Source organism: Bombiscardovia apis, from assembly GCF_033095945.1.
GTDB lineage: Bacteria > Actinomycetota > Actinomycetes > Actinomycetales > Bifidobacteriaceae > Bombiscardovia > Bombiscardovia apis.
Genome location: NZ_AP026800.1, coordinates 1,559,145 through 1,571,330 on the forward strand (window position 1 = coordinate 1,559,145; position 12,186 = coordinate 1,571,330).

Sequence of the window (12,186 nt, forward strand, 5' to 3'; positions counted from 1 at the left end):
TCCTTAACTTTCTCGGCTAGCCTTCAGTTACCGAAGACATCGATTGACTGACCTTCAGCCACCGTAACGATGGCGCGCTTCTCGTTGACGCGACGGCCGTAGCCTGTGCGAGTACGAGTACGCTTGCCCTGGCGGTTGAGGGTGTTGACCGAAGTCACCTTCACGTTGAAGATCTGCTCAATGGCCTGCTTGATAGCAACCTTGTTGGAATCAGGATCAACCACGAAAGTGTACTGGCCGCGATCCGAGTTGGTATAACTCTTCTCGGAAACGACCGGCTTGATGATGATGTCGTGTGCTGGCTTGTGAATAGCTACCATGTAAATCAGGCCTCCTTCGCAGTCTCAGCCTTGGCCGCATTCTTCGCCTCAATGAAAGCGTTGAAGCCTTCCTTGGTGAAGACGACGTCCTCAGCAGTGACCACATCATAGGTGTTCAACTGATCAGCGAAGATCGTGTGGACAGTAGGCAGATTCCTTACGGAGAGCCACTCGTTAATCTCGTCACGGGAGAAGACGATCGTGGTGAAACGCTCGGCAACTACCGGCACAAGAGCACCCATAGCACTCTTAGTGGAGGGCTGCTCACCGATACCGAAGTCGATGATGTGAGTACGGCCAGCGTTAGTGCGGTCGGACAGGACGTAGCGCAGAGCTGCGGCCTTCATCTTCTTGGGAGTCTTCTGTGAGTAGTCACGAGGGACGGGACCATGTGCCACGCCGCCGCCGGCCCACTGTGGAGAACGGATGGAGCCCTGACGAGCACGACCGGTGCCCTTCTGCTTCCAAGGCTTCCTACCGCCACCGGAGACCTCAGCGCGGGTCTTTGCCGAGTGAGTGCCTTGACGAGCAGCAGCCAGCTGACCCAGAACTACCTGGTGAATCAGCGGAATGTGATCGTGAACATCTTCTGCGGAAATGCCGAAGATATCAGCAGGTGCCTCAACGGAGCCAGCTGCCTTGCCCTTTGCATCAGTGATGTTCAAAGTTACGCTTGCCATAAGAATCAAGCTCCCTTCACTGCCGAGCGGACAACGACAATCGAGCCGCGAGGACCAGGAATGGCACCCTTAACTGCGATGATGCCGTTCTCAGTGTCTGCAGAGACAATCGTGAGGTTCTGCACGGTAGAAGTATCGTGGCCCATACGGCCAGCCATGCGCTTGCCCTTTAGAATGCGGCTCGGCGTAGCGCAAGCGCCCACGGAACCGGGGCGGCGCTCGTTTTTGTGAGAACCGTGGGTACGACGATAGGACTTGAAGCCCCAGCGCTTAATCGTACCGGCGAAGCCTTTACCCTTAGTGGTGCCCGTAACGTCTACTTCGCTGCCTTCAGGCAACAAATCAACGGCGAGTTCTTGGCCAGGCTCATACTTGTCGGCATCCTCAGTGCGCACCTCTACGAGGTGACGGCGAGGAGTGACACCGGCCTTAGCAAAGTGGCCAGCTAGAGGCTTAGTCACCTTAGTAGGGTCAATCTGACCGTAGCCAATCTGAACAGCCTTGTAGCCGTCAGTGTCTTCAGTCTTGACCGCTGTTACAACGTTGGTCGAAACATCAACCAGCGTTACGGGGACGAAGAAGCCGTTCTCGTCCCATACTTGCGACATACCAAGCTTGCGGCCCAGCAGTGCAGTAGTGTTTTTCTGCTCTCGAGTCATGCGGTTCCCTCCTCCCTTACAGCTTGATTTCGATGTTGACGTCTGCAGGCAGATCGATATGCATCAAGGAATCCACTGCCTTAGGAGTGGGGTCCACGATGTCAATGAGGCGCTTGTGCGTCCGCATCTCGAAGTGCTCGCGAGAGTCCTTGTACTTGTGAGGAGAACGGATGACAACATACACGTTCTTCTCTGTCGGTAGCGGAACGGGGCCAACAACTGTTGCGCCCGCGTTCGTCACCGTCTCGACGATTTTCTTCGCCGATTGGTCGATGACCTCATGGTCATAGGACTTAAGCCTGATGCGGATTTTCTGTCCCGCCATTGCCGTCCGCCCTTTCTAGCGATGAGTTAACTGTTTACCAACCTGCATTCAGGGCATCGGCGCTTATGGCTCAACGGACACTACGCCCGCTCAACCAATCCACATCAATGCGCGGACACAAGAGCAACTGGGAAGAAACTCTTGCGCTACGCTCGCTATTTTGATTACAAAGTGCGAGCCCCAAAAGAGGCAACTGTACAATTAAAGCACGAGGGGGGCCCTAGCATAATCCGGGCGTGTCGTTGATATATAGGTCCGCAAACGTCAAGAGCCCCAAGCCTTAACGACCCTTATTCACTGGTCGCCAGCTTGGAGCTCTTGCTGAGTGGTTTCATCACCTGTTTTTCAGTTCACATGGCCTTCGAACAGGTGGGCTCGCTACTTGCCTCGCTGCGATGCTTCCTCAGTTGCAGCCTCACCCTGACGCGCTACGCGACGGATATGGGCTTCTTCCTGAGTAATGCCGTAATAAGCAGCAATTGCAATATCTTTCATATCTTCGATCTGAGGCACACGCGGATTGGCTGGGGTGCACTGATCCTCGTAAGCGCGAGTACCAATCTGATCGAGAATGCTCCAGAAGTAATCCTCGTCGACACCGGCAGCCTGGAAGGTGGAATCCATGCCCAGCTTGTTGTCACGATAATCTTCCAAAGCCTGAGCGTACTTTTCGACTGCCTCAGCGGGGGAAGAGGACTTGATGCCCAGCTCTTTTGCCAATTCCTGGTAGCGCTCAGCAGCGATATATTCGCTGTACTTGGGCCAAGACGTCGACTCCTGTGGAACCTGACCGTTGTAGCGGACCACGTACGGCAGCAAGATAGCATTCGTACGTCCGTGAATCAGGTGGCATAGAGCGCCGATAGTGTGGGCCATGCCGTGGCACATGCCCAAGAAGCCTGAGCCGAAAGCCATGCCGGCCATCGTAGCTGCGTTGTGCATTTTGGCCTGGGCATGAATCTTTGCCTCACCCGGCTCCTCATTGACCGAAGGAGCCAAGTTATCCCAAATGAGCTTGGCAGCATGCAGGGCCATAGCGTCTGTGTAGTCGTTGGCATACACCGATACAAAGGCCTCAGTGGCGTGTGTCAAAGCATCGAAGCCAGAATCGCAAGCCAGAGACTTCGGCTGCGTACGGGCCAAAACTGGGTCGACGATAGCCACTGTAGGAGTGAGCGCATAGTCGGTAATGGGGTACTTGTAGCCGGTCTTGTGGTCGGTGATGACAGCGAATGGCGTGACTTCCGAGCCCGTTCCCGAAGAGGTAGGAATGCAGACCAGCTTGGCCTTCTCCCCCAGCGGCGGAATCTTGAAGGCGCGCTTGCGGATGTCGAAGAACTTCTCGCGCACATCGGAGAAGGAGATTTCTGGGTGCTCATAGAGCAGCCACATAATCTTGGCAGCGTCCATAGGAGAACCGCCGCCTACCGCGATAATGGTGTCGGGCTTGAACTCCTCGCGCATCATTTGAGCGCCGCGCTCCACAGTCTCCACGCTGGGCTCAGGCTCAACGTAGTCGATAGTGCGGAAGGTGACAGCATCCGGGCGAAGACGCAGCTGGTCGATAATCTTGTCGACAACACCCAACTGCTCCATGACCTTGTCGCAGACGATGACGGCACGATGAATGCCTGACATATCACGCAAATACTTAATAGCATTCGGCTCGAAGTAAGTCTTAGATGGCACCTTGAACCACTGCATGTTGTTGTTCCTCCGCGCAATCCGCTTGACGTTAATGAGGTTGACCGCTTGGACGTTGCCCGATACGGAATTGCCGCCGTAGGAGCCGCAGCCCAAGGTCAGTGAGGGGGCGATGGAGTTGTAGATATCTCCGATACCGCCCAAGGAGGAAGGCTGGTTCCAAATGATGCGGCAGGCGTGCATACGCAAGCCGTACTCGCGCACCAGCTCTTCGTTGTCTGTGTGGATAGACGCCGTGTGGCCAGCACCATGAACGAGCATCTGCTCGCACATCTTGAAGGCCTGTTCCTTATCGTTGGCGCCAAGCACAGCCTGAACGGGAGCCAGCTTCTCCATCGTGAGAGGCTCCATCTCGCCCACTTCCTTGCACTCAGCAGCAAGAAGGGTGGCATCCTCAGGAATCTCAAAACCGGCCTCGCGGGCGATGTATTGAGGAGACTTGCCCGGCACCGTGGAATTGAGCTTAGGAGCAGGAGCACCTTCGCTGGCGTAAGCAGTCACGCCGAACATGTACTGCTCAAGCAAAGCCTTTTCTTGGGCGTTAACGAAGTAGGCTTTGCGGCGCTTCATCTCTGCAACTAGGCGATCGTAGATGTCCTTGTGGGCAATGATGGCCTGCTCGGTGGCGCAAATCATGCCGTAATCGAAGTGCTTGGAGAGCACCAAATCGTTGACTGCACGAGTCACATTCACGTCTTTATCGACGTATGCAGGAGCATTGCCGGCACCGACACCGAGGGCGGGCTTACCGGAAGAATAAGCGGCCTTGACCATGCCGGGGCCACCGGTGGCAAGAATCGTTGCCACGCCCGGATGCTGCATAAGAGCGCCCGTTGCCTCAATAGATGGATGCTCAATCCACTGAATGCAATCCTTGGGAGCACCTGCTTCGATAGCGGCGTCGCGCACAATGCGAGCAGCCTCAGCAGAGCACTTCTGAGCGAAGGGGTGGAAGCCGAATACGATTGGGCAGCGGGTCTTCAAAGCAATGAGCGACTTAAAAATGGCCGTTGAAGTGGGGTTGGTAACTGGCGTAACGCCTGCAACAACGCCTACTGGCTCAGCGATCTCAATGATGCCGTCTACATCGTTCTCGTTAATGATGCCGACCGTGCGCTGGTGCGAGAGGTGGTTGGTGACATGCTCGCAGGCAAAGATGTTCTTAGTAGCCTTGTCTTCAACCAAGCCACGGCCGGTCTCTTCAACAGCCATCTTTGCCAGTACTAAGTGCTTATTGAGAGCCGCGATTGAAGCCTTTGCCACGATGCGGTCTACTTGCTCTTGATCAAGTTTCTCAAATTCAACCAGAGCCGATTGAGCTCGGGTTACCAGATTGTCGACTTCAGCCTCAGCGCTTACCTTGGCCTGCTCGTCGCTCTGCGTCGTCGATGATTTTTTCTGTGCCGAAACCACGGCCCCTCCTTCAACAGCATGCCTTGCGCCTGCCCTAGGGTTCAACCCCCGTATAGGATGCGGCGCCTCTGTCTCAATCGAATACTTCTGACACATAATGTGACCAGTTTCACAATTTACCGGTAGGGCACTACCTTCTTCGCTCTCAGCAGCCCAAGTTCACTTCTCCGGCGTGTCGCGAGTGCAATTGTTACCTTTGTGCTCATATAACGGTAAACAGTGTTTGTTTATTCTTGGGCTCTTCAACCGTGCCTAACGGTTTTTGAAATAGCGGAAGAGCTGAGACTGACGAATAGATAGAGCCGCACCTAAGGCACCGATTAGAGTGCCAGCTAGCAAACCCACAGGCGAGCGTAGAGCAGTAAGCACTATCAACTCTTGGTCAGCGGGCGCTGTGAGATAGACCAAGGCAACTAGCCCGCCGACTGCGGCCGCCGTTCCCAACAAAAGCCAAATCACAGTTTCCAATGCCACAGTCAGGAGTTGAGAACCTTTATCTTGCCCAGAATGAAGCGCTCCGGCATATTCTAAACGGCGACGAATTACTGACCACACTCCCATGAAAATACCCACAACAACAGCCAGGTAAGGCATCCATCGAGTAAGCCTTGCTCGATAGGAGGCAAGCCCGTCATAATGCGAGTCAAAACCTTTATTCAAAAGGGTAGTTGCGGCACCTTTACTATCAGCTCCGCCCACTGGTTGCGCCACCTTCATCAGCGCATCCAAATCTGGGGAAAGCGGCCATTGTTGCGCCCAGCACTCTTGGAAGCTGCCATCTGATGCCGCAACCGGCGTTACCAGCGCGTATGCCAACCGAGTATCGCGCCCATCATTGGGCCAGTCAAAAATGCCAGCAATATGAGCATCACCGTGGTCTGTAGGCAATACCGAACCAACATTCAAGCCAAAATCACGAGCTAGGTCGCTCGAAACCCAAGTGCCGGAAGGATCTACCTTTACAGATGGATCAGTCGAAAGGATAGAAAGCAGACCCGACGTAATCTGGAAGGAAGCAAGGTCCATACCCGGCGTAGCCAGAGGAGTTATTTGAGGACCTTTACGGAAAGCTCCCGAAGAAGAGGGGCCACCGCTAGCTTGTGTGAGGCGTTCGCATGTCACCCCATCCACGTGCTCCCCCAATAGCATTTTCACATCAGCATGAGCCTGAACACGGGTCCGAGCTTGGTTCTGCAAGGTTGAGATAGTTGCTGCTTCGTAGCCACCCATAAGCAAACCTAAAACAGCGGTAATGACCACCATCAAAGCCAGCTTGGCAGTGCCGCAAGTTAAGTTTCGCCAAGCTTCAGAACATATAGAGGACAATCTCATGTTTGCCTCCCATTGCCTTCAGCCGCGACAGTTGGCAGTTCAGATATGGTTACTTGGCTAGTGTCATCGCACAGCTCCACAGCCATTGCCCCAGGTTGTTTAGCCTCGTTTGGAGCATAGTCAGCAAGGTCAATGGCGCTCTGGCAGGCATCGCGAGTATCTTCATCGTGCGTAGCCACAACGACAGCCATACCTTGCCCTGCTAAATTACCTAGCACACGGCTTATCGAATGCGCAGTGCGAGTATCAAGCTGAGCTGTCGGTTCGTCTACCAGCAAAAGGTCAGGGCGAGAGCAGACCGCACGCGCGAGCATAAGCCGCTGGGCTTCACCACCTGAGAGTGCCGAAAAAGGCCGCATAGCAGTCGCCTCTAAATCGAAGAGTCGCAAGGTCTCAACAGCGCGAATTTCCGCCTGCTTCCGCCGCTCTCCCTTAGCCAACAGAGGTAAGACTACATGGTCCAGAGCCGAGCGCTGAGCCACCCCGTAGGGGTTTTGAAAGACCCAACCAATTCGCCCAACTCCATCCAAGTTCACCACGCCCGCTGTCGGTGTCTGCCAACCTGCCAAAATTGACATGAGTGTAGATTTACCACAACCTGAAGGCCCGCAGACCGCCAAGGTTTGCCCGGACTCAACAGTGAAAGTTACATGCTCGAAAAGAGTATCGGTACCTGTGAAGCGGTGGCCTAAATCTTCTACGCTCACGAACATTTCACTTGCGCCAATCTTGCGCCTAAATCTACCTGTTGAATCTGAACTGATCCCTGCGCACTTTCCTCTTCCACCTGGACCAAGCTCACACCAAGCTCAGAACCAACAATTGAAACTTTTCTGCTTTTGCCTTCCGACACAATACAGCCCTTGCTCTCTTTAATACCTACAATGGCAGCGGCCGGCACTCGCAGCACCTCTACCGGCTGAGCAAACGCGAGAGAACCGTCTAAGCCAGCTTTCAGTTCCTCTGCCGTATATGCAGCGAACTCCGTTTTGGCAGCCACTCTGTTGCAAAAATCAGCATCTGTTGTTTCGATAGTTCCAGCCGGTAACTTGCCAGTCTCGCCAAAAATGGTTAACGTCTGCTCACGGTCAAGCGGCGGACCGTTCTTAATGGATAGCTTAAGAACAGAACCCGGAACCTCCGCAATAGGTGCCCCTGATTGAATCGCCATACCCGTTTGCTGCGCCCAGGAGGAAATATTAACTGCCGGCGCGGGTAGCCAGACCATGCTATCTACCGTGAAGTCACCTTCTGGCTTGAGCCCATTGTCTTTCAAAAGCTGATGCCAACCAGCTGCGGTAGCGGCCGTATACGAAGTGGAATAGTACGATGAAGAGTAACCGAGGCGAGACAGCTCAACATTGAGAGCCTTAACATCATTGCCTGTATCCCCAATTTTCAGCTCCCTGTATGGAGGCGTTTCTAAGGCGAGTGCCAGCACAGGCCTATCATTAACGCTAAAAGCTGTTTGCCCAGATTTCAAAGTCGAAGAAGTCGACAATGAAGTCAGCGTACCAGAGGTATTACTCACCAGCTCACGCTTGGCACTCATTTGTGGAATCACACTGACTTGCTTACGACCTTCGTAAGTCTGGCGAGCCACCGGTGCCGTATTCACACTCGACGGGGCGTCGAGAAGCTGCGGTGCCTTATCAGGCAACACAAGAGCACATACCCCCACACTCACAGCAGCAGTAACGACCACCGCCACCAACACCCACTGCCAGCCCACAGACCGAGCGCGCTGAATTTGCTGTTGTGGAACGGCGGAGTCCAACTGCTCTCTATCATCTGTAACCATATCGGCCCCTCTCCCCGCCGTCCCCCGTCAGACGTAACTACTTTTTGCTTAAATCATAGAGAAAGATATTGTTGGGCACAAAACAGTTCTGAACCGGACTACTGAATACATCTATTGTTGCATCTGGCCCTGAGCTAATATCTTTATTCAATTGTTGAAGACTATAATTCTTGGGAACTGCCCCCGACTTATGCAAGCAATCGAGTGCAGCTTCACGTGGATTTGAGTACAAATTGGGATTACCTACTTGCAACTCATATATATATGAGATTTCTGAACTATACTCACTTGAACATAGTTGAAAATCTTTTTGAATTTTGTCAGCTTCAGCCGGAGAGTCAGAAGGCACGTCATAAGTCTGGTCATAGATACCGTTACTAGTTTTTTCAAAGCTAATGTCGCCATGACCTTTTTCTGTAAAACACCGTTTGAACGAAGCCCAAGCGTTCTCATAGTCACCGGTACTTATAGAGCCTTGGCTAACTGCTTTCTCCAAAATCTGTTTTTGAAAGTCAGATGGATCAGTTTCATCTATCCTCTTCCTAGCTAAAACAGCTATCGAAGTTGCCATTTTCTCACCGGTACTTTGAAAGACACCTTGGAAGTTATCGTCAGAAGGCGAACCTGACTCTTGGGCCTTATCAGAACTGCCAACTTCCCCACCACATGCAGAAAGACAAAGTAGAAGAGCGCAACAAGTTACCAAAGAACGACTCATTAACTTTCTTCGCGCTTGTTGCATACCCACAGCTCATTTCCTTGCATCTAGCAGGTAAATACCGTTAGGCACTAAGCATTCCTGAACTGCATTATTCTTAATATCGAAGCTAGAGCCTTTGGAGCCCTTTACCTCGTTGTTAAAATCCTCTAGAGTATAATTCTTGGGTACGAGATTCATGTGATGCAGACAATCTACAGCAGCCTCTTCAGGAACCGAATATAGCTTAGGATTACCCACCTGCTTCTCATATACGTCAGCCACATCCGAAAAGTAGTCGAGGATACAGAAGCTGTAGGCATTGTCGTACAGTCCACCAGTTAAATTAGGCGTTTTTTCAGAATTAACGAAAATATCATAAATTCCATTGTCAGTTTTGTTATAGCTTAACTCAGGAAAACCCTTGTCTGACATACATCGTTTAAACATGCTCCAAGAATTCTCATAATCACCAGCAGGCATGGAACCTTCTTGTACAGTCCGTTTCAAAATCTCCGTCTGAAAATCAGATGTCTGGCCTCTAGAAAGGATACTATCCGCATACTCACCGATTGATGCAGCTAGTTTACTCCCCTCTCCCTTTTTTGACGACTTCGCTGATTTTTCAGCAGTCGATGAAGAAGTGCCACTCTCGGAATCCAATGAGCTTGCGCAAGCAGACAGAACAAGGACTGTCGCACAAGAAAGAAGGAAGGCAACAATAATCGCCCCTGTCCGTCTGCTTTTCATAGCAATCTCCTAATTATTCTGAATATTAGTATGCAAGTGCACCATCATTATGATTTCTTGGATTCCCATTTACAGCTTGAGTAACAATCTGATTAGGATACTTTGCAGTTCTAGTCACTCTCCACCCATCTTGCCGTGCCATAGCATGAGCGAGATAGCTACCACGCCCCTGGGCGGAAGCGTACGAGTAAGACCAGTTGTAATACCAAGTGCCTGTTACCCGGGGATTATTAACACCACCACTATCAGCATTAGCCGGTGTCGCTCCAACTCCTAATGACAGGATAACCGACACAAACACTGCGAGTACAGCATTTAGACCCTTTCTCTTTGCTAACATAATTCATCTCCCTTATTATCCGTAATTCGTGTAGTAAGGTCTCAGTACTTCAAGACAGACCAGCTGCGCCCTCGCCAGCATTCTGAAATTGATTTTCCCTTAAGCTTAAAATACAACATCACTTATGTGAATACAAGTACGCTATGCTAATAATCGACTAGTCCTCGGGTTTGGTTGCATCGAACATCTCGAAGTTGTTGGGAACTAAACAGTTCTGCGCTTCGGGGGTAAAAGGATCGAAACCTAAGTCTTTGTCGGATCCTTGAGCGGCCCGGAAACGTTCAATCTTGTAGTTCTTGGGCACTACATTCTCCCGATGCAGACAATCTACAGCTGCCTCTGCATTGTCAGCGTAAAGATTGGGATTGCCTACCTGCACGTTATATATTATTGAAACCACGTCAACGTATTCTTCCTGGCAGTCTGAGTGCACCTCAGCAAAGCGCGGAGTATTCTCATCTGAGCCGTCACGGCCTCCGAAAGCAAAACTGTAGATGCCGTTTGCAGTCTTTTTGGGCGCAAAGCGCGGGTAGCCTCTGTCGACTATACATCGCTTCATCATTCCCCAAGCGTTCTCATAGTCAGATGCGCTCATAGACCCACTTTCAACCGTGCGCTGAAGAATTTCCCTTTGAAAGCCGCTAACTTGCCTTTGCTCCAACTCTTGCTTAGCCAAGACTGCGATTGAATCAGCCATTTTGCCAGAACCGGGTTTAACCGTGCCATTCGTGATAGTAGGCATATCATGTTGAGCATTTGATCCACCATCCGTGTTTGGACCACAGGCAGACATGGACAGCAAAACGGAGGCAGTTAGCATCAGAACACCTATGTATTTGATTCGACGAATCGCACAATTACTGGCAGTCAAGGGAATAGTCCTCTCTAATTGCTGAACCGCATAGACAAGTAGCACAAGCTTCGAGATGCTCTGCCACGTTTGTTGTGGTTACGCTGAGTCACGGGGCACCTACTTAGTTACATTCGGCTATGAACAGTGGGGAGACTTCGACGCGATGTCTCGTATTGGCTCTGAAGGAACTGCGGGCTGTTTATGGACACTTAGGCCTCTTGTGAAGACAGAACGCAGTACGAATATAGTTCCAATAAACTATAGATAGACGCAAAAAGCCCCTGCAAGTCCACATAGTGGACAAGCAAGGGCTTATAAAACGACTTGAAAGCCGAGGCTTTTAGCGCTTCGAGAACTGAGGAGCGCGACGGGCCTTGTGCAGACCAGCCTTCTTGCGCTCGACGATACGAGAATCGCGAGTCAGGAAGCCAGCCTTCTTGAGAGCTGCGCGGTTAGCATCGCGGTCGATAGCATTGAGAGCACGGGCCACACCCAAGCGGATTGCTCCAGCCTGACCGGTAACGCCGCCACCATCTACGATGACCTTGATGTCGAACTTGCCTTCGAGCTTCAGGAGCACGATGGGCGAGTTAACCTCGCGCTGGTGCAGGCGGGAGGGGAAGTACTCCTCCAGAGTGTGACCGTTGATGATCCACTTGCCTTCACCGGGAACCAAGCGAACGCGAGCGACAGCTTCCTTGCGGCGGCCGGTGCCGTAGCCCGGTGCGATTGCGGAAGTGCCGGTGCCTGCGCCGGAGTTGGTTTCAGAAGTGTAAGATGCCGCGTTCTGCTCAGCTTCGAGAACCGCGGAGCTGTTGTTGTTTTCAGCCATAGTAATTATTCCCTTCGGTTCTACTTAGCCTGCTGAGAGACCTGAGTGATCTGGTACTCAACGGGCTTCTGGGCCTCGTGCTTGTGGTCCTCACCTGCATAGACATGCAGACGAGTCAGCTGAGTGCGAGACAGCTTGTTCTTTGGCAGCATGCCCTTAACAGCAGTGGTAATAATCCGCTCAGGATTATTCTGCATGAGCTCGCCGTAAGAATCGCGACGCAGGCCACCAGGACGACCGGAGTGCGTGTAGAGCACCTTGCCGTCTTTGTTGCCGGTCAGGGCAACCTTGGAAGCGTTAATAACGATTACGTGATTACCAGAGTCGGCGTGAGGTGCAAATGTGGGCTTATTCTTGCCGCGCAGCAGGTTTGCAACCTGAGCAGACAAGCGACCCAGCACCATATCAGATGCGTCGACGATGTACCAGTCGTGACTCAAGTCAGCTGGTTTAGGGGTGAACGTTTTCACAGTTTCAACC

General features: G+C 52.1%; 13 protein-coding genes. All 13 read right to left on the reverse strand.

Annotation, left to right across the window (positions count from 1 at the left end; translation table 11 throughout):
* Nucleotides 1-23: 23 nt before the first annotated feature.
* The 13 genes from rplW to rplM all read right to left on the reverse strand — a co-directional run bounded on the left by rplW (nt 24) and on the right by rplM (nt 12,176).
* Nucleotides 24-320 (reverse strand): 50S ribosomal protein L23, encoded by a 297-nt coding sequence (rplW, locus tag R8377_RS06355; RefSeq protein WP_317642659.1) that lies wholly within the window; start codon nt 318-320, stop codon nt 24-26.
* Between the two features lie 5 nt (nt 321-325).
* A complete protein-coding gene (rplD, locus tag R8377_RS06360) occupies nt 326-1,000 on the reverse strand; it encodes a 50S ribosomal protein L4 (RefSeq protein ID WP_317642660.1) in 675 nt (224 codons plus the stop codon).
* A gap of 5 nt (nt 1,001-1,005) precedes the next feature.
* Entirely contained in the window at nt 1,006-1,659 is a 654-nt protein-coding gene (gene rplC, locus R8377_RS06365) for a 50S ribosomal protein L3 (protein ID WP_317642661.1), read from the reverse strand.
* Nucleotides 1,660-1,675: 16 nt separating this feature from the next.
* Nucleotides 1,676-1,984 carry a 30S ribosomal protein S10 gene (gene rpsJ, locus R8377_RS06370; RefSeq protein WP_006295278.1) on the reverse strand — a complete coding sequence of 103 codons (309 nt, stop codon included), beginning with the start codon at nt 1,982-1,984 and terminating at the stop codon, nt 1,676-1,678.
* A 378-nt stretch (nt 1,985-2,362) separates the two neighbouring features.
* Nucleotides 2,363-5,101, reverse strand: a complete 2,739-nt coding sequence (gene adhE / locus R8377_RS06375) for a bifunctional acetaldehyde-CoA/alcohol dehydrogenase (RefSeq protein WP_317642665.1) — start codon at nt 5,099-5,101, stop codon at nt 2,363-2,365.
* 252 nt (nt 5,102-5,353) lie between these two features.
* On the reverse strand, nt 5,354-6,433 hold the full coding sequence (locus tag R8377_RS06380; protein WP_317642666.1) for a hypothetical protein: 1,080 nt from the start codon (nt 6,431-6,433) through the stop codon (nt 5,354-5,356).
* Nucleotides 6,430-7,146 (reverse strand): ABC transporter ATP-binding protein, encoded by a 717-nt coding sequence (locus tag R8377_RS06385; RefSeq protein WP_317642667.1) that lies wholly within the window; start codon nt 7,144-7,146, stop codon nt 6,430-6,432. The genes R8377_RS06380 and R8377_RS06385 overlap by 4 nt, the downstream gene beginning before the upstream one ends.
* Nucleotides 7,137-8,234 (reverse strand): hypothetical protein, encoded by a 1,098-nt coding sequence (locus R8377_RS06390; protein WP_317642669.1) that lies wholly within the window; start codon nt 8,232-8,234, stop codon nt 7,137-7,139. Before R8377_RS06390 ends, R8377_RS06385 begins: the two co-directional genes overlap by 10 nt.
* Before the next feature lie 37 nt (nt 8,235-8,271).
* Entirely contained in the window at nt 8,272-8,982 is a 711-nt protein-coding gene (locus R8377_RS06395) for a hypothetical protein (protein WP_317642671.1), read from the reverse strand.
* 3 nt (nt 8,983-8,985) lie between these two features.
* Nucleotides 8,986-9,681 carry a hypothetical protein gene (locus tag R8377_RS06400; RefSeq protein WP_317642673.1) on the reverse strand — a complete coding sequence of 232 codons (696 nt, stop codon included), beginning with the start codon at nt 9,679-9,681 and terminating at the stop codon, nt 8,986-8,988.
* A gap of 497 nt (nt 9,682-10,178) precedes the next feature.
* A complete protein-coding gene (locus tag R8377_RS06405) occupies nt 10,179-10,763 on the reverse strand; it encodes a hypothetical protein (RefSeq protein WP_317642675.1) in 585 nt (194 codons plus the stop codon).
* Nucleotides 10,764-11,214: 451 nt separating this feature from the next.
* Nucleotides 11,215-11,706, reverse strand: coding sequence for a 30S ribosomal protein S9 (rpsI, locus tag R8377_RS06410; protein WP_317642677.1), 492 nt, complete (start codon nt 11,704-11,706; stop codon nt 11,215-11,217).
* Between the two features lie 20 nt (nt 11,707-11,726).
* The gene (gene rplM / locus R8377_RS06415) at nt 11,727-12,176 is read right to left on the reverse strand and encodes a 50S ribosomal protein L13 (protein WP_317642679.1); all 450 of its coding nucleotides are present in this window, start codon (nt 12,174-12,176) and stop codon (nt 11,727-11,729) included.
* Between the last annotated feature and the right edge of the window lie 10 nt (nt 12,177-12,186).